The sequence below is a fragment of the Labrys sp. F242 genome (genome assembly GCF_057813875.1).
Map to the genome: position 1 here is coordinate 386,087 of NZ_JBVASG010000005.1, position 20,119 is coordinate 406,205.

The window sequence follows — 20,119 nt, forward strand, 5'->3', positions numbered from 1 at the left end:
CTTTCGCACACCGAACCAATGGATGTGCGATATGGCTAAAATTCAGGAACCGAAACGAGCCCGCCGCATTCGCGATCTTCTCCGCATGAAGGCGCGTAGTCGGCGTGTTCGCCCTTGGGACACCGAGGCGAAAAACGCAGAACACATGCAAGTGTGCTCCAGTTGGTGTTGCGGCAATCAGCGCCGTTGGCAGGGACCACCCATCCGAGAGCTACGCTGCAGCTAAATTCATGGTGCCCAAGCCACGTGTAAGTTTCAAGCAGGCAGACGGACGAGGGATGGCGCTCGCCCGGTTCTGCCCTGCTTGATATGGCACTATTTCCTGTCCCGCCTGCCATTGGGAATACTGTTCAAGATTGCCAGCGTGCCGCCGCCGACCAATCCTGAAATCAGAGATGCATACAGCGTCTCCATCGGGTTCGATACGAAACGATGCCAGTCGATCGCGGCCCTAGCGACGCAAAAGGCCAACCAGAACAACAAGATCTGTAGAATGATCTTTTTGAGATTCGACATGAGGGCTCTCTCTTAGAGTTCCCAATCATCCTAGCACGGCTCAATCCTGTTGAGATCGAAATAACCAGAAGGCGCCCCGTCAACCGGGCGAGCTTCCATGACTGATGATACACATCCTACACATGATGCTGACGACGCGGCCGCCCCCAAGACAGGGCGCCCGTCGAGCTTCACGCAGGAGACAGCGGACGCGATCTGCGAGCGGCTGGCAAACGGGGAGAGCCTGCGCAGCATCTGCCTTGATGGGAACATGCCGGCACAGTCGACAGTTTTTCGTTGGCTGGCGGCGAACGCCAGCTTTCGCGAGCAGTACGCCCACGCGAGGGAGGCCCAGGCAGATGCGCTTTTCGACGAGTCGTTGGATATTGCGGACGATGGCAGCAACGATTGGATGCGGCGCAACGAACCTGAAAATCCCGGCTGGCAAGCGAATGGCGAGAATATCCAGCGCTCCAAATTGCGGATCGAAACGCGGCGATGGATGGCGGGCAAGCTTCGCCCCAAGGTCTACGGCGAAAAGACCGCTGTTGAACACGGCGTGAGCGGCGAAGTCTCCGAACTGCTGAAAGCGATCGATGGCAGAACGCGCGGCCTTCCAAACGGCGGTTGATCAGTTCTCTGATGTCCGGTGGAGGCTCAGCAACCTCTATTTCATCGTGAACAAGGAGGGGCATCGCGTACCGTTTCGGATGAACTGGGCTCAGCAAGCCCTGTTCGACGCGATGCACTACCAGAACGTGATCCTGAAGGCGCGTCAGCTCGGGTTCACCACCTTCATTCAGATCTTCATGCTGGACGCGGCGGTTTTCAATTCGAACATCCGGTGCGGCACCATCGCTCACACCTTGGGCGATGCCCAGACGATTTTCCGGGACAAGGTGAAGCTGCCCTATGACTATCTGCCGGATGGCATCAAAGCCGCGGTATCGATCGTCAACAGCAATTCCCAGGAACTGCTGCTGAGCAACAATTCGAGCGTGAGGGTGGGCGCATCGCTTCGATCCGGCACGCTGCAATATCTGCATGTGTCCGAGTATGGGAAGCTCTGCGCAAAGTTCCCCGAGAAGGCGAGAGAGGTTCGAACCGGCGCGCTGAACACTGTCCAGGCCGGCCAGCTCGTCTTTATCGAGAGCACGGCAGAAGGGCAGGAGGGGCACTATTACGAGACGTGCACCATTGCCCAGGCCAAGCAGCGCACCAGCACGCCTTTGACGCCGCTCGATTTCAAATTTCACTTTTACCCATGGTGGAAGAACCCCGAATACGAGATTGACCCGGCCGGCGTCGTCATCGGCGATGACATGGCCAAATACTTCGACAAGCTGGCCAAGACCGTTGTCAGCCTGCGGCCTGGTCAGAAGGCCTGGTACGTCAAGAAGGCGGAAACCCAGCTTTCGGACATGAAGCGGGAATATCCGTCGACACCGGAAGAGGCTTTCGAGGCGGCTGTGGAGGGCGCCTACTACGCTGATGAGCTGGCCAAATTGGAGCTTCGCGGCGGCATCGGAATATTTCCGGCCGATCCGCGCTATCTGGTTCTCGGCGCCTGGGATATCGGCAAGCACGACTATACGGCGATCTGGTTTTTCCAGCTCATTGGCGGGCGCATTCGTATTGTCGGCTATTACCAGCTTGCCGGCGAAGGCCTGCCGCACCACGCCAAGGAAATCAAGGATCTGGCCAAGCAGCGCGGCTGGACGCTCGGCACGCAGATCTGGCCGCACGATGGCCGCGTGACGGAATGGGGCTCAGGCCTGGGCCGTGTCGAGCAAGGCTTGCAGCACGGTTTGAAGATCATCATCGGCGCCGATCTCAGTATCGATGACGGTATCAACGCGGTGCGCTCCACGCTGCCGCTCTGCGACTTTGACGAAGGCGCGACAAGCGAAGGCCGCAAGGCCCTGTCTGCCTACCGCAAGGAGTGGTCCGACGATCGGGGCATGTGGCTGGATAAGCCCTGGCACGGTTGGCCCAGCCATGGCGCCGACGCTTTCCGGTACCTGTCGGTGAGCCGGCACATGATTTCTGACGTGCTGGTTCCCAAGGATCCAGAGGAAGAGAAGCCCAAGCTCGGGCTGTCCGACTGGACATTTGATGAGCTGCACGAGGACGCGAACTTGATGACAGATCGCAGAGAGCGCGCCTGATGGCAGACGATTACAATTCGCGCGAACAGCCTGGTACCGTGGCCATGAAATGGCTATCGGAGATCGAGGCCGCCCAGCGCGACATGCAGCCATACCGCACGCGGTGCAACAAGATCCGTAGGTTCTACCGGTATGACAGCAGCCGCACGGCCAAGCGTCGGCGGTTCCAGTTGTTCTGGTCGAATATCGAGACCATGAAGCCGGCCGTCTATGCCCAGACGCCCAAGGCGGTGGTGGACACCCGTTTTCGCACTGGCAACCCTGTCGCCCGCATCGCCTCGCAGTTGCTCGAGCGGACAATCCAGTTCCAGTTCGACGCCAACGATTTCGACCGATTCCTGAAGCAGATCCGCGACGACTATTTGCTCTATGCCCGCGGCGTTCCCAGGCTGCGCTATGAAGCGGTGTTCGAAGAGGCCGATGTCGAAGACGGCCTTACCGAGGCTCCGCAGGAGCAGCGCGCCGAGGCCGAAGAGGCAGGCCCTACGGAAGTGCTCGCCTTTGAAAATGTCCGGCTGGACTATGTGCAGCGCGAGGATTTCATTCACCCCAAGGGACGGACGTGGGAAGAGCTGCCCTGGCTGGCATATCGGGCCTATCTGACGGGAAAGCAGTTCAAGGAGAGGTTCCCCGACTATCCCGGCGCCGTACCGCTCAACAGTTCCGAAAGCCGCGAAACCAATGACGGGCAGCCTTCGGACAGCGAAACCCGCAAGGCTGAGATATTCGAAATCTGGGACAAGGTGAACCAGCGCGTCTTGTGGGTTGCCAAGGGATGCGCCGAGGTCCTGGAGGAAGGTGCGCCCTATCTCAAGCTGAGCGGCTTTTATCCGTCACCTCGTCCCGCCTATGGCACGCTGACCAACGACAGCTTGGAGCCGATCCCGGATTTCATTTTCTACCAGGATCAGACCGAGGAAATTGACGATCTGACGAACCGGATCGCGGCCCTGACCGATGCTCTAAAGCTCATCGGCTTCTATCCGGCTGGGCCGCAGGGAGAAGGCGCTCCGGAAATCGAGCGTGCAATGACGCCCGGCGTCGAAAACAAGATGATCGCGGTGAAGTCTTGGGCGGCTTTCACTGACAAGGCCCAGGGCGGGGCGCCGATCGTCTGGCTGCCCGTCGATCAGGTCGCCAAGATCATTGTGGAGTGCATCAACCTTCGCAAACAGCTCAAGGATGATGTTCGGGAGATCACCGGCATTTCCGACCTGATGCGTGGCGATACCGATCCGAACGAGACGGCGCATGCGCAAAATCTGAAGGCGCAATATGGGTCGTCCCGCATGGGGGATCGCAAGAAGGAGCTTGCCCGTGTTGCCCGCGATATCGTCAGCATGGCGGGGGAGATCATCGCCGAGCAATTCCAGCTCTCCACGATGATGGAAGTGTCGGAAACACAGCTTCCCACTCGGCAGGATGTGGCCATGCAGCAGCAGCAGGCCGCGCTTGAGTTCCAGAAGGCTCAATCGCAATGGCAGCAGGCAGCTCAGATGGCGCAGCAGCAGGGCCAGCAGCCTCCTCCCCAGCCTCAGCCGCCGCAGGTCCTGAACAACCTCGGGCCGACACAGGAGGACGTTCAGGAACTGCTCCGCAATGGTGTTCTTCGCCGCTTCCGCCTCGATATCGAGACTGACAGCACTGTGTCGGCCGACGAGACGCAGGAGAAGCAGGACCGCACCGAGTTCCTGCAGGCAGTGAGCCAGTTCATGACGGTCTGGGGGCCGATGGTTCAGCAGCAGCCTGACCTGGCACCAATGGCCTGTCAGTTCCTGCTGTTTGGCGTCCGCGCTTTCCCTGTCGCCCGCGAGCTGCAGAACGTGATCGAGGAAACCACTGACAAGCTGATGGCGATGGCCGGCCAGCCCAAACAGCCGCCGCAGCCCTCGCCCGATGAGCAGATCAAGATGGAAACCGCCAAGATCAAGGGGCAAGCGGAGATCCAGAAGGCGAACACCGAGGCCCAGACGTCCCAGTTCGAAGCTCAGGCCAAGATGGGGCAGACCAAGATGGAAATGGATCGGGCCGCCCAGGAGCATCAGATGGGCATGGAGGCCATGCAGGCCGACCACGCCATCAAGATGCGCACTCTTGAGCAGCAAGTTCTGATGGATGAGCGCCGCATGGTGGCACAGGATGCCGTGAACGGGATGCTGCGGCCGAAGAACACGGGGCAGCCCTGATGTCGAACCAAGCGCTGCGCCAAGCCTCAGTGCGGGCCGCCACGGGCACCGCCTACGACTATAACGGCGACTGGTCCGCCCTGTTCGACCTGGCCGGCGTGCCTGCCTATGACTGGAACGGCCGGCTGCTGGCTTATATCAATCTAAAGCTTGGCACCCCTTACACCGAGATCAACGGGGCGATGGCCGCCTTTGCGATTGCGAACGGCGCACCCGACTGGAATTCCCTCGGTACGTTCCCGGCAGCGCTCTTCGACCCGGCCGCCACTGCTCTCTTTGCTCGCATGACCGTGCAGCCCGACAACACCCGGAAGGCGCTCATCAACTCCACGATCGTGGGGTTGAAGGCCAGCGGCATATGGGCCAAGGCAGACGCGCTTTACGTGACGGCCGCACATGATGCGCAGTCCGCTCGGCTCAACTGGGTACAGGACCTCTACAATCTGACGGCGATAAACGCGCCTACATTCACCGTGGACCGTGGATACGCTGGCGACGGCTCGACATCGAGCCTTGTCACCGGAATAACTCCAGCGACAGCCAGTCTCAAGTTCAAGCAGGACAGCTCTCATATCTCTTTCTACAATCGCTCGGTGCGCGCGGCCGATGCCTCAATCCAAATGGGAGTATTCACCGGCTCGACGGCGACATACCTACAAACACGCGGCACCGGTGATCAGTTTAATCAAGCCCTCAACGATGCTGGTTCGGCACCGGCAATAGCGAATGCCGCAAACCCCGGCCTCTATGCCATTGACCGCGCATCCTCTGCGCAATTCTTGGCGTTCAAGAACGGAGCGCAAGTTGGAACGTCGGTGATCGCCAGCACCGCCCCGACGAACGCCGCTCAATTCGGCATTCTATTCATTACATCTGACGGCGGTTCTCTTGGCTTCACCACCGATCAAGTTGGCTGTGCCACGATTGGAGCAAGTCTTGGCGTGACGATGCAGGGGCAGCTCTACACCGCCATCCAAACCTACATGACAGCCATAGGAGCTGCAGTATGACCGTCCAAGCCTTCATCGTGCTCGACACAGACCAAAAGAACGCGGCTGCCGCGCTCAATAGTCCCGATGCTGCGGTAATGCCTCAGGTGGTCACCAACACTTTGGCCAACAATCTGAGCTTTGGCACGCTGGTGGGCCTCTTCGTGTTGCCGGCGCGTCTCCTGAACGATCCGGCCTATGCCGCTTGGGTGCCTTCGCTGGGAACGCTTCCGATCCATATCATGGACAGCGAAACCCTGTTCGTCCCGGTGACACTGCCTTGGGGGCACTGAGCATGAACGCAGACCAGGCATACCGCGACAATTTCAAGCTGATCGATTGGTCGATACCGATCGAGACGGTGAAGCCTGAGCGCTCACGCGGCGCACGCTCTGACCTGCCGTGCCCGATGCTTGTTCGCGATGACATCGGCGCCGTGAAGAGCATGCAGGACGGCAAATTCTACGACAGCCGTTCCGCTCTCTATCGCTCCTACAAAGATCAGGGCGTTCGCATCATGGAAGCCGGCGAAGAACCGTCCCGGCCCGAGCGCCCCCCGGTGACCAAGGCTGAGATTGCCGAGGCAGTCGAGAAGGTAAAGCAGGGCTACAAGCCCGATCCTCTTCCGACCTCTGTCCTTCCTGAGGACGAATAGCCAGCCCGACATCAACGGGTAGCGGCGCAACCCCCAAGAGAGCATGACCGACGAAGTCCTGAACGAGGGCGTCATTGAGACGCCAGCGGGCGATGACCTGCGTGCGACGATCACCGCGGCTATTGAGCAGCAGCGGGCAGCCGTCACGGAAACCCCGGCTGAAACTCCCCTTGCCAATGAGCAGGAAGAGGCAAAGCAGGCCCGCGCCCGCGACGAGAGCGGCCGGTTCGCCAGCCAGGAGAGGGCCCAGGAGAAGCCCCAAGAGGGCAAGGAGCAGAAGGCCGACGCGGCTGATGCCCCGAAGGGCGACAATGCCGCTCCTGAGACTCCGCAGGAGGATCAGCAGGCTATCCGGCCGCCGCCGGGGTGGTCTCCCAAGAGCAAGGCCGCCTTTGATAGCCTGCCGCCCGAGGTGAAGGCTGATATCGTCAAGCGCGAGCAGGAGGTGAACCAGGGGTTTGCCAAGCTCACGGAATACAAGGGTATCGAGCGCTTCGCCGATCAGGCACGCCAGAGCGGCACCACACTTGAACGCGCGCTGACGAATTATACGAATTGGGAGGGTGCCTTTAAGCGCGATCCCTTCACCGCCGTAGCGCACCTGGCCGGCAACCTCGGCATGCACCCCCAGCAGTTCGCCCAGGCCCTCCTGCAGCGTCTGGGCAGTGGCCAGCAGCCACAGACCGACGCCGACCCGAACGCGATGCAGATCCATCCGGCTCTGCTGCAAGAACTTGCCCAGCTAAAAAGCATCGTCACCAATCAAGAGAGTGAACGAGCCAACCAGCACAGGCAGACCGTGGCTCAGAACGTCGACACGTTCTTTGCCGATCCCAAGAACAGGTATGCCGACAACGTGTCGGAGATCATGGTGAGCCTCATCAACCAGGCCAACACCAGCGGGCAGAAAATCGACCTTCCCGCGATCTACGAAACGGCCTGTTGGATGCATCCCGACGTCAGGCAGTTGCTCATCAATGAGCGTGCCCCCACTCCCGCCGCATCAAACGCGGCAAAGGCCAATGCGGCAGCTCAAGCCCGCCAGGCCTCCAAAGCCGTGACCGGCGCACCGGCTCGAGGTGAGACCCCGACCAACGCGCCACCCGCCAATGAATCGCTCAGAGAGACTATCCGGCGCTCTATCGCAGAGCAGCGCGGCGAGGCCTGAGTATCATCATAAGGACATAGGCAGATGCCTGCACCTCTCGTCACTTCCGTTGACTGGGGCGATGTCGTCACGACCACCTTGGAGAACCGCTCCAAGAAGCTCTCGGACAACATCACCAACAACAACGCCTTGCTCGCCTACATGAAGGATAAGAGCCGCAAGCCCTTTTCCGGTGGCCGCGAGATCATCGAGGAACTGCGCTACGCGCAGAACCAGACGTTCATGTTCTACTCGGGCTACGAGTTCCTGAACATCACGCTCAACGACACCATGACTGCCGCGCGATTCCCCATCAAACAGGCATCGATCGCGGTGGTGATTTCCGGCCTGGAGCAGCTCCAGAACACCGGCGAAGAGCAGATGATCGACCTCATCGAGGCTCGCGTCGACGGCGCCGAAGATACCTTCTGGAACCAGATGTCTGCCGGCATCTATTCCGATGGTACCGGCTGGTCCGGCAAGCAGATCACCGGCCTTGCGGCCCTGATCTCCAAGGCGCCGACCACCGGCCTGATCGGCGGTATCGACCGCGCCGCGAATCCCTGGTGGCGCAACGTGTCGGTGAACGCGAACACCGATCCGCTGGGCGTCGTCACGTCGACCAACATCGTCCAGTACATGAACAAGACCACGATCGGCCTGAAGCGCAATCAGGACGGCGTCAATCTGATCGTGGCCGACAACAACTATTACCTCGCCTATCTGAGCTCCCTGCAGAGCATCCAGCGCATCACGGATGGCGGCGGGGACAAGGTTGGCATGGGCTTCACCGGCCTCAAATACTACGGCGCCGGCAAGTCGGTCGATGTCATCCTCGATGGCGGCAAGAACGGCCAGATCCCCGTAAACACCATGTACTTCCTGAACACCGACTTCCTGAAATACCGCCCCCACACTCAGCGGAATTTCAAGGTGGTTGGCGGCAATCGCCAGAACGCCAATCAGGACGCCACGGTGCGGATCTACGCGTGGGCGGGCAACATGTCCGCTGACAACCTGTCCCTCCAGGGCGTGCTCTGGCAGTAAGGATCCTCACAATGACCATTGCATACCTCCAGTATGGGGGCATTGGCCCGCGTCTCTACGCGCCCGAAGGCCCTCTCGACGTCACCGGCAAGTCTGGCCCCCTGCCGTCCTTCCGCGTCGGCGAAGTAGTCAGCGGCGATCAGGAAGCGGAGTTTGTATTTCTCCTCTTTACTGTCGCCTCTGCGCCCCTGACCGTGAACCAGGGCGACCTGTTCCAGTGGGATAACAACGGCACCGCCACGCAGCTCACCACGGCCGCCGGCGTTCGCGGCCAGTCTGTCGGCGCCTTCTATCTGGGCGGCCGGTATGGCGATCCCGCCGCCACTCCCTTCTCCTATGTGTTCCCGGCCACGGGCACCTATGGGATTTGGGTTCAGCGCTCGGGCGTCAGCCTGCTCAAGGCGGCTTCCGCTGCCGCTGCCGGCAACCTGGCAGAGACCACGGCAACAGCCGGCCAGGCCAATGCCCCGGCGTCGGCAACTGTCGGCTCCAAGCTCATCGTCGGCCTCTATCTGGCGCAAACCAATGTGGCGTTCACCGCGAACACCACCAACGGCTCGCCGACGCTGACGAATATCTCGAGCACCGCCGGCCTCTATCCTGGTCAGACCGTGGCGGGTACCGGCATCCCCGGTTCCACTACGATTGCCTCGATCAACGGCAATCCCGGCAACTACACGATCACGCTGAGCGCCAATGCCACGGCGAACGGCACGGCGGTGGCGATCACTGCCAACGGCTATGTCGAGGCCTATTTTAAATGGCCGTACATCGACAAGACCAACTGATCCGGTTGGCTGATGACACCAGAGAGGCCCTTCGGGGCCTCTTTTCTTTTCCCATCAACAGGAAAAACCCCAATGAGCTATACCGACATGCTCGGCGATGCCGGCGACCCGATGATGACGATCGGTCACAACGGCCATGAGCAATGGATTGAAATGAATAGGGGCGTCACCCCCATTTTCTACATGGAGCCGGTCGAAAATCCCGCGGCGTCCGCAAAGGCTGGGCGCCCGATCTTCGATGAGATCGAGACCGTTCGAATCTTCGTTGCTGGCGACCCCTTCAATCAGATTTCATCGCCGGTTACCGACCATTACCGGGAGCGCTTCGCTGAGGCCTACGGGAAGTGGAAGGCAGACCGCGAGAACGCCGACCAAATCACCGGCACCCCGCTCAGGCAGTGGCCATTGATGACGCCGGCCCGCCTCAAGGAATTCGAGGCCCTGGCCATCTTCAACGTGGAAGGGCTCGCGGCCGTCGCAGATGCCCAGTTGTCCAAGCACCACGGCTTGCGTGAATGGCGAGACAAGGCGTCGGCATGGCTGAAGAATGCCGCGGACAACGCTTTTGCCATCGAAATGGCCGAAGAGAACCAGCGTCTCAAGGATGAAATGGCCACTCTCAAAAGCGATTTCGCTGAACTCTCAGCCCTCGTCAAATCCCAGTCTGACGACGAGCGCCGCGGGCCTGGTCGACCTAGGAAGGACGCTGCCTGATGTCTCTGCTGTCCATCGTTCAGAAAGCCGCCACGCGGATAGGGCTCTTGCCTCCGCAATCGGCTTTCAGCTCGCCAGATCCGACCATCCAGCAGCTTGTGGCGTTCGCCCAGGACGCAGGCGACGATCTGCGCGAGCGCTGGACATGGCGCAATCTGAAATCGAGCAACGCCACCTTCACGGGCGACGGCGCAACCGCACAGTTCCCTTTGCCGGCGAACCTAGCGACGCTGTCGCCCTCCGATACCTTCATTTCCAGCAGCTATCCCACGCTGACGATGCCAGGCCCGGTCAACGAAGAGGATCTTTTGCGGCTCAAGGCGTTGCCGGTTTCGGTGCAGCCTTCCTGCTGGCGTTTGATCAACAACAAAATCGAGTTCTTCCCGGTTCTCGGCGTTGGCGAGGTAGTGACCTATGTCTATGCCACGGCGCCCTGGATCCTCGATCAGGACGGAGTGATCCGGAAACTCGAATGGAGCGCCGACACTGACACCTCGATCATTCCCGAGCGCCTTATCATGCTCGGCACGATCTGGATGTGGAAGCGGTCCAAGGGGCTCGACTATGCGGAGGAATTCCGCAGCTATGAAGCATCCTTCGACACCAGTGCCGGGCAGGAGAACACCGGGCGAGAAATCAGCACGACGCAAATCCTTGAGCCGGCGGATACGTGGTACCCCGGCATCATCAGCTATCCGGGGCCGTGATGAGGAAGCCGCTGCGCCCCGGCAACGGTCGGAATGTCATCTCTCGCCAGCACACCATCCCGGCCTCGACGAAGGGATGGGTTGCGAATGAGGCGATCAGCATGATGGACCCGCAGGCGGCTGTCGTGCTGGACAATTTCTTTCCCGATCCCGATGGCCTCCGCTGGCGCCCTGGCTCTCAGGTCTTCGCCACGACGCCGGAAACGACGCCGGTTGAAACCATGATGGTTTGGCAGGGCGGCAGCTCTACCAAGATGTTCGCCTGTGTCGGCAACAAGATCTACGACGTCACCAATGGCGGCAACATCGCATCGGCCGCGGTCTCTGGCCTGAGCAACAATCGTTGGCAATGGCTGGAATTCTCGACACCCGGCGGCCAATTTCTGGTGGCCGTCAACGGCTTCGATGCTCCCCGCTTCTACGATGGCACGAGCTGGAGCACGTCGCCGGCTATCACGGGCCCGGCAAATCCGAACGCGCTCGTCCATGTCTGGGCTTCAAAACAGCGGCTCTGGTTTATCGAGAGCGGCACGGCTGACGCCTGGTATCTCGCCCCGAATTCCATTGGCGGCGCCGCGACGAAATTCCCTCTGGGCTCCCTGATGGTGAAAGGCGGTTCTCTGATCAGCGGCTGCACCTGGACGCATGATGCTGGCCAGGGGCCGCAAGATTACTGCGTCTTCCTGTCATCAGAGGGCGAGGTTTTCGTCTATGCCGGCACCGACCCGGCCAGCAGTACCACATGGTCGATAGTGGCGCGCTTCGTTGTCGGCCGGCCGATAGGGAGGCGCTGCACGCTGAACATCGGCGCTGACGTGGTGTTGTTGTGCTCCGATGGTCTGATGCCGGGCTCGCAGGCGATCAATATCGATCGCGCCGCTGCTGCTCGAGCTGCCTTCACCTGGAACATCCAGAAGGCTTTCACAGACGCCTACGCCCTCTACGGCCAGAACTTCGGATGGCAGATCCTGAGCTATGCCAAGGGCAACATGGCGATCATCAACATACCGACCGCCGAGGGCGTGACCTCGATCCAGTATGTGATGAACGTGCTTACGGGTGCCTGGTGCCGGTATCTCGGGCTCAATGCCTCATCCTGGGGGATCCGGCGCGACGATCTGTTTTTTGGCGATGTTGCGGGGCGCGTATTCCAAGCCGAGATCGGCAGCGCAGACAACAACACCGCGATTGCCGCGACCTGGATCTCTGCTTTCAACGACCTGGGCATCAAAGGGCGCACGAAGTCGGCCCGCATGGCCCGCCCGGTATTCATCACGGATCCTGGCATCGCTGCCCAGGTGGCCGTCTGCGTCGACTACAACATTGTAGCGCCGACCGCCGCCCAATCGTCTCCGGTGCTCAGCGGCTCTCTCTGGGGTTCGGCACGGTGGGGCACGGCCCGCTGGGCGGCTCAAAACAATACGATGGCGAAGTGGGTTGCCGTGACCGGCGAAGGCTACCAGATGGCCGCGGCGGTCTCGATCAAGGCTTTGCCGGCAACGCCTAATGTCGGCGTGAACTGCAAGATCACTGAAATGAACGTCCTGTATGAGCCCGGCGGTTATTTCTGATGGAGATCGTCACGGGCCGCGATGTGGAAGTGGCCCGGTTGGTCGGCGATCTGATCGGCTTCACCTTGTCGCCGCCCTTCGTCTCGATCGGCGTTGCTCGAGATGGTGATCTGATCGGTGGCGCGGTCTTCAATTGCTGGACCGGTTCCGACATTCACATGACGATCGCGGGCCCTGGCATCTTGTCCCGGCAGGTGATGAAGGCCTTGGCCCACTACGCTTTCGTGCAGGCCGGATGCCGGCGCGTTTCGATGACGGTTCGGGCCAGCAATCATCTCGTGCACCGTCTGGCCGGTCGTTGTGGCTTCAAGATCGAAGGCGTGAAGCGTCGCGGCTACGGCGATGAGGATGCCATCATCTACGGGCTGCTGCCCGAAGATTTTCCCTGGTTGAAATTAGAGGTTTAGACGTGGTTTTCAGGCCCGGTGCTCCAAGCCGGCTTGAGGAGCGTGGCGGCATGCTTTGGGTCGAATTGCTCGGTCCAAAGGCGGCCGGACGCTGGTTTCAAGCTGATATTTCCGACCGCAACCTCTTGGAGGGCCGGCGGTGGATGGCGAAGGTCAATTCAGATCGCCTTGTCTATGCATATGCCAAGGAGGGTTGGAAGACCATTTTTGCTCACCGCCTTATCTCGGCGGCAGAAAAAGGCCAATACGCCGACCACAGAGACCGCGATACCCTTAACAACCGGCGCGGCAATCTGCGCGCCTGCACATCCACCGAAAATGCCAGGAACAAGAGCCTGTCACGCCGGAATTCATCTGGCATCCGCGGTGTGCGGTGGAAGGCCCGCCAATCAAAGTGGGAAGCGTTCATTCACATCGATAGCAAGCTGATCGTTCTTGGCTCCTTTGCTGAGAAAGCCCACGCCGCAGCGGCTCGGCGCATTGCAGCAATCGGCATTTACGGCGAATTCGCCGGAATAGAAGGAATGAACTGATGGCTGGTGACGCTCCTGATCCACCCCCGGCACCGGATCCGGTCAAGACCGCGAATGCGCAAACTGGCCAGAACATCGCGAGCGCGATCGGCACGCAGCTGATCAACCAGACGAACCAGGTCACGCCGCAGGGCACCCTGAATTATTCGCAGACCGGCATGAACAAGTACCGGATGCAGGATGCGAATGGTGCTTGGCACGAGTATGAAATCCCGCAGTTCACGGCGACGCAGACCTATTCGCCAGACCAGCAAAGGCTCTACGACCTCAGCAATCAGACCAAGCAGACGGTTGCTCAAATCGGCGTCGACCAGTCTAAGAGGATGGGCGATCTGCTGAACACGCCACTGGATCTGTCCGATTCCACGATCGATCAGCACCTCTACGACCTCTATTCGCCTCGCATCACCGATCAGCAAAACCGGCAGGGACAGGCTCTGCAGGCCCAGCTTGCGGCCCAGGGTGTCACGGCTGGCTCGGAGGCCTACAACAACGCCATAAAGCTGCAGGGTCAGGGCAACAGCGATCAGTGGAACCAGATGCTGCTCAACGGGCGCCAACAGGCCGTTCAGCAGATGGTGACGCAGCGCCAGGAGCCGATCAATGAACTGAACGCGCTCATGTCAGGCTCCCAGGTGACCAACCCCACCTATGGCCAGACGCCGAGTACGCAGATCAAACCCGCCGACTATGAGGGCGACGTCTACAATTCCTATAATGCCCAGCTCGGCGCCTACAACGCCCAGAACCAAGCGAATGCGGCCAGCATGGGTGGCATCTTCGGCACGATAGGCAACATCGCCGGCATGGGCCTGGGCGGCTGGCTTCGGTCAGATCGCCGCCTGAAGCGCAATATCCGGCGCCTGGGCGCGCTCAGGAACGGCATTTCGTTCCATGCCTATGAGATCGGTGGCGCCAGTGAAATCGGCCTTCTGGCTCAGGAGGTCGAGCGCGTGAAGCCTTGGGCGGTGCGCGAGTTCGGCGGCGTGAAGCACGTCAACTATGAACAGGCGGTGATGTGATGCCTATCGATCCCAGCTCTTCCTTTCAGATGTCCGCCGATCCCAACAAGCCTGTCGTGCGGCAGATGCAGGACATGATTTTCGGAGGTCTGTTCGGCCCGGATTGGCGCACCAATGGTCAGCAAGCCACACAGAGAGAGGGAGCCCAGAACGTCACCAATGCGATCTTGGGCGGCTCCTGGAGCCCGCAGCGCGGCATGGGGAGCATGATGGGATCCTCTCCCAGTTCGGCGCCGCGTGGGACGTGGAACCCAGCCGCCCAAGGGGCGCAACAGGCAGGTTTCCGGGCGAACCCCAACTATCTCGACGACAATCGCACCCATGGTGGCATGGGCGGCGGTTCCCACCTCTGAGGGGTAGACCATGGCTCTTTCGTTCATTTCCGGCCCGTCGCCCGAAGAGGCCGCCCAGGCCGGTGCGCTCTCGCCCGAAGCCTTGGAGCGTCGGCGCATGCTCGCCATGGCCTTGATGAAGCAGGGTTCGGACAGTTCCCCGATCCAATCCCCTTGGCAAGGCGTGGCCCGCGTCACGGATGCTTTGTCCGGCACGCTTCAGAACTACTGGGCCGATACCGACGAGAAGAACGCGCGCAATGCGAGTTCGCAGCGCACCTCATCTTTGCTCGGCGGCTTGCTGGGCGGCGGGGCGGGGCCTCAGGCCGCGGTGTCGACTGCAAGCACCGGGGCCTCGTCCGCAGCACCTTCGAGCGGGCGCGTCACGCAAGCGGCAAACACCAGCCTTTCCCCGTCGCAGCGCGCGCTGCTCGATACCATCGCCGGTACCGAAAGCCCGGATTACAATACGATTTATGGCGGCAAGAAGTTTGATAGCTATGCCGCGCACCCCGGCGTTGCCGTGCCGATCGCTGGCGGCCCGAACGCCGGCAGGACCTCATCGGCGGCCGGTCGTTATCAATTCCTCGGCTCGACTTGGAATTCCCAGGCCAAAAAGCTGGGGCTCGCCGACTTTTCGCCAGCCAATCAGGATCTTGCCGCATGGGATCTGGCCGCCACGACCTACAAGGGCAAGACCGGCCGCGATCTGACGGCCGACCTGAACGACCCTAACCAGGCTGGCGCGATTGGTTCGGCGTTGTCTGGTGTCTGGACGAGCCTTCCCGGCGGCATCGAGGCCGGCACCAACCAGAATCGTTTTGCCCAGGCCTATGCGAGTAATCTAGGCCACTATGGCAACGGTGCTGTCGCTGCTGCGCCCCAGGCTGCTACGGCCCCTGTACAGGTTGCCTCTGCCGATCCCAGCTTCGTGCCGGCATCCGCTGGTGCTGCCGGCCAACCCGCGAGCCCCTTCACGCCTGGCGCAGACCTGAAGCAGGGCAATTTCAAGCCCGGCTCGCTCTCGCCCGATCAGGCGAAGGCCTATGCGAACAATGGCTACAATGTCCCGAACGAGGCGATCAACTGGGGGCTGGAGGGCGCCGCCGCACCGGCTGCCCAGGCCTCGCCATCTGCGGGAAACCCGCAGACAGCGCCGCAGTCTGGCGCTGCTGCCGTCACCAATGCCATCGCGGGTGCTCCCCAGAAGGTTGCCCAGGCAGCGCCCAACCTTTCCCCGGGTGGGCAGGCGGTGGCAAATGCGATGAGCCCACCCCCGGCCTCTGCCACTCAGGGCGGTCTCTCCCCCCAGCAGCTCCAGCAGTTCTCCGCGGTGCTCAATGATCCCTTCGCCTCGCCCGCTGACAAGCAGCTTGTCGCCGGCATCATCCAGCAGCGCATGAAGCCGAACGAATATGGTTTCCAGAGCCTGCCGGATGGCACGATCCTTCGCACCGATCCGCGCACCGGCACGGTTGCGCCAATCTATCAGGCCACGCCGAAACCGATGCAGGTTGGTGACCGGCTTGTCATGCCCGATGGGAAAGTTGTGGCCGACTTCTCGGCACCGCCGACCGCGACCGTCGGGAACAACATCGTCAATACCAAGACCGGGCAAGTCGTCTTCCAGGCGCCTCCGAACCAGGAATACAAGGAGTTGAACGGGCGCGCTCTTGCCTTCGACCCGCGCAGCGGCGGCGCGCGCGATGTCACGCCAGACGGGGTGCCTTCAGGCTACCGTCCTGCCACCGATCAGGAGCGCGCGCAGTATGGCATCGCCCCCGGCATGCCTCTCTACTTCGGCCCCGATGGCAAGCCCGCCAGCCTTGGCCCGCAGACCTCGGTCAGCATCCAGGGCGGCGAAAGCCAGTTCGACAAGACCGTTGGCGAGGGCCAGGGCAAGATGTTCCTCGGACTGGCTGAAGATGGCCCGCAGGCCAAGGCCGATCTGGGGAATATCGCCAATCTGCGCAAGGCAATTGCCACGCTGCCCGGCGGCTTCCTTGGCGGTGCCCAGGCCATCGCGAACCAGTACGGCATCAAGCTCGGGGAGAACGCCGGTAACCTCGAATACGCCAACGCGATCTTGTCGAAGCTCACGCCGGCACAGCGGCAGGGCATGCCCGGCGCTGCCTCCGATCGCGACGTGCAGATGTTCCGCGACGCGCTGCCCAAGCTGTCGAACACGCCTGAAGGCAACGCGCTGATCATGGACACGATGGAAGCCCTGGCGCAGCAGCGGCTGGAGCAGGCTCGCATCGCGACGCTGGTCACCACCAATCAGATGAACCGGCAGGAAGGCATGAAGCAGTTGCAATCTCTGCCGGATCCGTTCGCTGCCCTGAAGGCGGCGACAGGTCCCCAGGAGGCACCGAAGCAGGGCGGCGTTGTTCCGACCGCACAGGCCACGCAGGCACCTCCTGGCGCCCCGCAGCCTGGTACGGTTGAAGGCGGCTTTCGTTTCAAGGGTGGCGACCCGGGCAAGCCCGAAAGCTGGGAAAAGGTGCAGTAATGGCCGGACCTTGGGAAAAATATGCTGCGCCTGTTGAAGCCGCTCCGGCAGACGTGCCGCCATGGGCGAAATATGCCGCACCAGCCCTCACGCCACCAATTGATGCGGCCCAGATAGCCGAGACGATCAACCGGCAGTTTGCGCCTGATGCCGCGGCGGGGCGTCAGGATGACGATAGCGCCCTGCATCGGTTCGCGACGAGAGGGGCGCTGGCCGCCGGTAATACTGGCATTCAGCAAGGCATGACGCTCGGCTTCGGTGATGAGCTCATGGCCGGCGCTCTATCTCCGATCGAGGCGCTGAAGGGGGCTATCACCGGCGAAGATGCTGACAAGGGCTTTGGCCAGCGTATGGCAGATGCCTATGGCCGCGCCCTCGATCGCGAGCGCGGCACGCTCCACCAGGCTGAAGCGGATCACCCCATTGCAACCGGTGCCGGCAATCTCGCTGGCGGTCTGATGCTCGGCGGGAAGGCCCAGGAGGCGGGACTTACTTTGCTCAAGGGTGCGCCCAGCATCTGGAAGGGGGCCGCAGAGGGCGCGGGATATGGTGCTCTCCAGGGCTTTGGCTCGGGGGAGGGAGGGCTTGAAAAACGGCTGTCGAGCACATTGGAAGGCGCAAGGGTGGGAGGTGCTGCAGGCGGTGCTATTGGCGCGGCCAGCAAGACAATTCCTGTTATCGCCAATTATATCAAGGCCTTCCGCGATCCCGAAATCGGAAGCCTTTCGAAACCGGCTCTCGATTATGCACGCCGCAATATCTCGCCGGATCTCCTGCAGTCTGCTCAAGGCCTTGGCCCGCTGGGAACGCTGGCTGATGTCTCGCCTGAATGGCTGGGCGTAGCACGTGGCGCCGCCTCAGTGCCAGATAGCCGTGGTGCAGTTGTGGATGCTCTGATGAACCGCGGTGCTGGCGCAAATACTCGCCTCGCCGATGATTTGAACGCCTCCCTCGGCCCCGTCGTACAGCCATCTGCCATCAATCGCACCATCGGTGAAGGTCTTGAAACGACCGGCAGGCAGTACGGGCCGGCTTTCCAAGGCGCGCGCGCCGTCAACACCGAACCGCTGGCCTCGAGCCTCGAAACCAACGCCGTCAATCTCCGTGGTCCGGCTCAGCAGGCGACACAACGGGTGCGGGGGATGCTCGATATCACGGGCGCGCCTGGCCAGCTCGATCCCAATCCAGGAACTTTGTTTCAGACCAGGCAGGCAATTGACGGCATGCTAACCGGTGAGCAAAATCCTCAGGTCATTCGCCAACTGACTATGGCTCGGCAGCAGGTTGACGAAGAGCTTGCTCGCGCCGTGCCGGGCATCAAAGACGTGGATGCGCAGTATCAGCAGCTCGCGCTGCAGCGGGATGCATTGGGTGAAGGTGGCCGGGTGCTCGATAGTGGCAAGACGGCCATTCGCCCCAGCGATCTGCAAGCCCAGATCGTGGAACAAGCGCAGCCGAACGGCACGCTTGTTGGTCCATCCGCTGCGCCGCTTCGTCTTCGTCAGGGTGTCCGCGCCGAGATTGACCGCAATCTGGGCACGGCTGCCAATGACCCTGTTGCCTGGAATCGCCTGATGAAAGGCGAGGGCGATTGGAACCGCGAGAAGCTTGGTACGCTCTTTGGTCGGGACAATGCCGATGCGGCTCTAGCGGCTGGTGATCGCGAAGCTGTTTTCAACGCCACTCGCAACCGTGTGGAAAGTGGCTCTGATACCGGCATGACGCAGGGCTTTCGCGAGGCGATGAGGGGCCTCGAGAAGCCGGCCGATCTACCCCCGAATGTCACCGCCCTTGGCCTGTTGGGATGGGCTGGCAAAAAGGGGCTCGATATGGTTCGCAGTCGGAGTGGAGAGAAAGCTGCCGCTGATTTTGCGAGCCAGCTCGGGCGCCTATCGGTATCTCAGGGCGATGCTCGCGACCGTGTTGTCAATGCCCTGATCAACTACCAGGCCGGCAAGACCAACCCGCAACTCTCCCCTGGGATGCACGCGGTGGTGAATGCTCTGATCCAACAGAGCGGTATGGAGGGGAGGGCTATAGGCCCAGCTTGGTCACAATAAAATGCGCGATAGCTTGGTCATAGGGCTGTAAGGCAGGGTTGATGAATCTGGCCACTAGCCAGCCAACCATCAGAGCAGCAACCAGGGATAGGACCCACGGAATCGCGTTCGGCCCAAAAAAGGGCTCCTTGGGATCTGTGTCGGATTTGGTTTGGCGCATCTCGCCTCAATATCACAGTGCTAAGTTCCCTGCACTAGCCGGGCTCTACTGTGCACCTAGGGGCTTGAGCGTCGCCGCTACGTCGACACCAGCCCAAACAACGACTGCAATTCTATTCATCTAGAACACCCCTGGAAAAGTTGCGCGAAGTGCCCAAAAAACTACTGTAATTGGCCATATGGTAGCAAGAAACGCGTCAAGCGTAAGATTTATCAATATTTTGACGAATGGGGAGGCTCTGCCTTGCCATGTATCCACAACCAATAGGATGTAGGTTATCGGGCCGCCCAGCGCCCAAACAATACCAAATACGCTGCTAAAAATTGTATCCAACGCTGACTTCATTCTAGACCCCAGGCGGTCATGAGCGGAGTCTGGACCCCGCTCAGAATATTTTAATCGTCATCCCCACCTTGACGCCGATCCGCGGCACGATCGCCGCACGAGGACCCGTCCTTAGCCTGCTGCCAGGAATGATCGCAGCTACCGGCAAAGGCCGTGTCATCCGAAGTGAGAAACTGCCCCCCTGTCGAAATTGAGAACTAACCCCTCCAGGTTCGAAAATGGAGGGACATATGGTGCGTGTAATTGCAGAGATTCCTGCACAGGTGAGTGTTGTGCAGGGA

The 20,119-nt window shown here is 61.0% G+C and carries 19 protein-coding genes; 18 read left to right on the forward strand and 1 reads right to left on the reverse strand.

Annotated elements, in window-relative coordinates; translation table 11 throughout:
- Positions 1-315: 315 nt before the first annotated feature.
- Positions 316-516 carry a hypothetical protein gene (locus tag ACZYTC_RS28240; protein ID WP_488991084.1) on the reverse strand — a complete coding sequence of 67 codons (201 nt, stop codon included), beginning with the start codon at positions 514-516 and terminating at the stop codon, positions 316-318.
- A 97-nt stretch (positions 517-613) separates the two neighbouring features.
- On the opposite strand from ACZYTC_RS28240, the gene ACZYTC_RS28245 reads away from it, so the two are divergent.
- The 18 genes from ACZYTC_RS28245 to ACZYTC_RS28330 all read left to right on the forward strand — a co-directional run bounded on the left by ACZYTC_RS28245 (position 614) and on the right by ACZYTC_RS28330 (position 19,333).
- Positions 614-1,126 carry a terminase small subunit-like protein gene (locus ACZYTC_RS28245; protein ID WP_488991085.1) on the forward strand — a complete coding sequence of 171 codons (513 nt, stop codon included), beginning with the start codon at positions 614-616 and terminating at the stop codon, positions 1,124-1,126.
- Positions 1,092-2,663, forward strand: coding sequence for a terminase (locus ACZYTC_RS28250; RefSeq protein WP_488991086.1), 1,572 nt, complete (start codon positions 1,092-1,094; stop codon positions 2,661-2,663). The genes ACZYTC_RS28245 and ACZYTC_RS28250 overlap by 35 nt, the downstream gene beginning before the upstream one ends.
- Positions 2,663-4,849, forward strand: coding sequence for a hypothetical protein (locus ACZYTC_RS28255; protein WP_488991087.1), 2,187 nt, complete (start codon positions 2,663-2,665; stop codon positions 4,847-4,849). The genes ACZYTC_RS28250 and ACZYTC_RS28255 overlap by 1 nt, the downstream gene beginning before the upstream one ends.
- On the forward strand, positions 4,849-5,859 hold the full coding sequence (locus ACZYTC_RS28260) for a hypothetical protein (RefSeq protein WP_488991088.1): 1,011 nt from the start codon (positions 4,849-4,851) through the stop codon (positions 5,857-5,859). The genes ACZYTC_RS28255 and ACZYTC_RS28260 overlap by 1 nt, the downstream gene beginning before the upstream one ends.
- Positions 5,856-6,131, forward strand: coding sequence for a hypothetical protein (locus ACZYTC_RS28265; protein WP_488991089.1), 276 nt, complete (start codon positions 5,856-5,858; stop codon positions 6,129-6,131). Before ACZYTC_RS28260 ends, ACZYTC_RS28265 begins: the two co-directional genes overlap by 4 nt.
- A gap of 2 nt (positions 6,132-6,133) precedes the next feature.
- Complete coding sequence (locus ACZYTC_RS28270) at positions 6,134-6,493, forward strand: hypothetical protein (RefSeq protein WP_488991090.1); 360 nt, start codon at positions 6,134-6,136, stop codon at positions 6,491-6,493.
- 43 nt (positions 6,494-6,536) lie between these two features.
- Positions 6,537-7,661 carry a hypothetical protein gene (locus ACZYTC_RS28275; protein WP_488991091.1) on the forward strand — a complete coding sequence of 375 codons (1,125 nt, stop codon included), beginning with the start codon at positions 6,537-6,539 and terminating at the stop codon, positions 7,659-7,661.
- A 24-nt stretch (positions 7,662-7,685) separates the two neighbouring features.
- Positions 7,686-8,687, forward strand: a complete 1,002-nt coding sequence (locus ACZYTC_RS28280) for a phage major capsid protein (RefSeq protein WP_488991092.1) — start codon at positions 7,686-7,688, stop codon at positions 8,685-8,687.
- Positions 8,688-8,698: 11 nt separating this feature from the next.
- Positions 8,699-9,475 carry a hypothetical protein gene (locus ACZYTC_RS28285; protein ID WP_488991093.1) on the forward strand — a complete coding sequence of 259 codons (777 nt, stop codon included), beginning with the start codon at positions 8,699-8,701 and terminating at the stop codon, positions 9,473-9,475.
- A gap of 72 nt (positions 9,476-9,547) precedes the next feature.
- Positions 9,548-10,189, forward strand: coding sequence for a hypothetical protein (locus tag ACZYTC_RS28290; protein ID WP_488991094.1), 642 nt, complete (start codon positions 9,548-9,550; stop codon positions 10,187-10,189).
- On the forward strand, positions 10,189-10,896 hold the full coding sequence (locus tag ACZYTC_RS28295; protein WP_488991095.1) for a phage adaptor protein: 708 nt from the start codon (positions 10,189-10,191) through the stop codon (positions 10,894-10,896). Before ACZYTC_RS28290 ends, ACZYTC_RS28295 begins: the two co-directional genes overlap by 1 nt.
- Positions 10,897-10,997: 101 nt before the next feature.
- Positions 10,998-12,467, forward strand: a complete 1,470-nt coding sequence (locus ACZYTC_RS28300) for a hypothetical protein (RefSeq protein WP_488991096.1) — start codon at positions 10,998-11,000, stop codon at positions 12,465-12,467.
- Positions 12,467-12,874: a GNAT family N-acetyltransferase gene (locus ACZYTC_RS28305; RefSeq protein ID WP_488991097.1), complete on the forward strand. Its 408-nt coding sequence runs from the start codon at positions 12,467-12,469 to the stop codon at positions 12,872-12,874. The genes ACZYTC_RS28300 and ACZYTC_RS28305 overlap by 1 nt, the downstream gene beginning before the upstream one ends.
- Positions 12,875-12,924: 50 nt before the next feature.
- Positions 12,925-13,407 carry an HNH endonuclease gene (locus ACZYTC_RS28310; RefSeq protein ID WP_488991098.1) on the forward strand — a complete coding sequence of 161 codons (483 nt, stop codon included), beginning with the start codon at positions 12,925-12,927 and terminating at the stop codon, positions 13,405-13,407.
- Positions 13,407-14,429: a tail fiber domain-containing protein gene (locus ACZYTC_RS28315; RefSeq protein WP_488991099.1), complete on the forward strand. Its 1,023-nt coding sequence runs from the start codon at positions 13,407-13,409 to the stop codon at positions 14,427-14,429. Before ACZYTC_RS28310 ends, ACZYTC_RS28315 begins: the two co-directional genes overlap by 1 nt.
- The gene (locus ACZYTC_RS28320; RefSeq protein ID WP_488991100.1) at positions 14,429-14,782 is read left to right on the forward strand and encodes a hypothetical protein; all 354 of its coding nucleotides are present in this window, start codon (positions 14,429-14,431) and stop codon (positions 14,780-14,782) included. The genes ACZYTC_RS28315 and ACZYTC_RS28320 overlap by 1 nt, the downstream gene beginning before the upstream one ends.
- Positions 14,783-14,792: 10 nt before the next feature.
- Positions 14,793-17,273 (forward strand): lysozyme family protein, encoded by a 2,481-nt coding sequence (locus ACZYTC_RS28325; RefSeq protein ID WP_488991101.1) that lies wholly within the window; start codon positions 14,793-14,795, stop codon positions 17,271-17,273.
- Entirely contained in the window at positions 17,273-19,333 is a 2,061-nt protein-coding gene (locus tag ACZYTC_RS28330; protein WP_488991102.1) for a hypothetical protein, read from the forward strand. Before ACZYTC_RS28325 ends, ACZYTC_RS28330 begins: the two co-directional genes overlap by 1 nt.
- Positions 19,334-20,119: the final 786 nt, after the last annotated feature.

Excerpts from the sequence above, each read along its gene's own strand:
- ACZYTC_RS28245 (WP_488991085.1), top strand. The coding sequence starts at position 614 with ATGACTGATGATACACATCCTACACATGATGCTGACGACGCGGCCGCC.
- ACZYTC_RS28285 (WP_488991093.1), top strand. The coding sequence starts at position 8,699 with ATGACCATTGCATACCTCCAGTATGGGGGCATTGGCCCGCGTCTCTAC.
- ACZYTC_RS28275 (WP_488991091.1), top strand. The coding sequence starts at position 6,537 with ATGACCGACGAAGTCCTGAACGAGGGCGTCATTGAGACGCCAGCGGGC.
- ACZYTC_RS28325 (WP_488991101.1), top strand. The coding sequence starts at position 14,793 with ATGGCTCTTTCGTTCATTTCCGGCCCGTCGCCCGAAGAGGCCGCCCAG.
- ACZYTC_RS28270 (WP_488991090.1), top strand. The coding sequence starts at position 6,134 with ATGAACGCAGACCAGGCATACCGCGACAATTTCAAGCTGATCGATTGG.
- ACZYTC_RS28305 (WP_488991097.1), top strand. The coding sequence starts at position 12,467 with ATGGAGATCGTCACGGGCCGCGATGTGGAAGTGGCCCGGTTGGTCGGC.
- ACZYTC_RS28300 (WP_488991096.1), top strand. The coding sequence starts at position 10,998 with ATGATGGACCCGCAGGCGGCTGTCGTGCTGGACAATTTCTTTCCCGAT.
- ACZYTC_RS28310 (WP_488991098.1), top strand. The coding sequence starts at position 12,925 with ATGCTTTGGGTCGAATTGCTCGGTCCAAAGGCGGCCGGACGCTGGTTT.
- ACZYTC_RS28290 (WP_488991094.1), top strand. The coding sequence starts at position 9,548 with ATGAGCTATACCGACATGCTCGGCGATGCCGGCGACCCGATGATGACG.
- ACZYTC_RS28330 (WP_488991102.1), top strand. The coding sequence starts at position 17,273 with ATGGCCGGACCTTGGGAAAAATATGCTGCGCCTGTTGAAGCCGCTCCG.
- ACZYTC_RS28260 (WP_488991088.1), top strand. The coding sequence starts at position 4,849 with ATGTCGAACCAAGCGCTGCGCCAAGCCTCAGTGCGGGCCGCCACGGGC.
- ACZYTC_RS28280 (WP_488991092.1), top strand. The coding sequence starts at position 7,686 with ATGCCTGCACCTCTCGTCACTTCCGTTGACTGGGGCGATGTCGTCACG.
- ACZYTC_RS28315 (WP_488991099.1), top strand. The coding sequence starts at position 13,407 with ATGGCTGGTGACGCTCCTGATCCACCCCCGGCACCGGATCCGGTCAAG.
- ACZYTC_RS28250 (WP_488991086.1), top strand. The coding sequence starts at position 1,092 with ATGGCAGAACGCGCGGCCTTCCAAACGGCGGTTGATCAGTTCTCTGAT.
- ACZYTC_RS28265 (WP_488991089.1), top strand. The coding sequence starts at position 5,856 with ATGACCGTCCAAGCCTTCATCGTGCTCGACACAGACCAAAAGAACGCG.
- ACZYTC_RS28295 (WP_488991095.1), top strand. The coding sequence starts at position 10,189 with ATGTCTCTGCTGTCCATCGTTCAGAAAGCCGCCACGCGGATAGGGCTC.
- ACZYTC_RS28240 (WP_488991084.1), bottom strand. The coding sequence starts at position 516 with ATGTCGAATCTCAAAAAGATCATTCTACAGATCTTGTTGTTCTGGTTG.
- ACZYTC_RS28255 (WP_488991087.1), top strand. The coding sequence starts at position 2,663 with ATGGCAGACGATTACAATTCGCGCGAACAGCCTGGTACCGTGGCCATG.
- ACZYTC_RS28320 (WP_488991100.1), top strand. The coding sequence starts at position 14,429 with ATGCCTATCGATCCCAGCTCTTCCTTTCAGATGTCCGCCGATCCCAAC.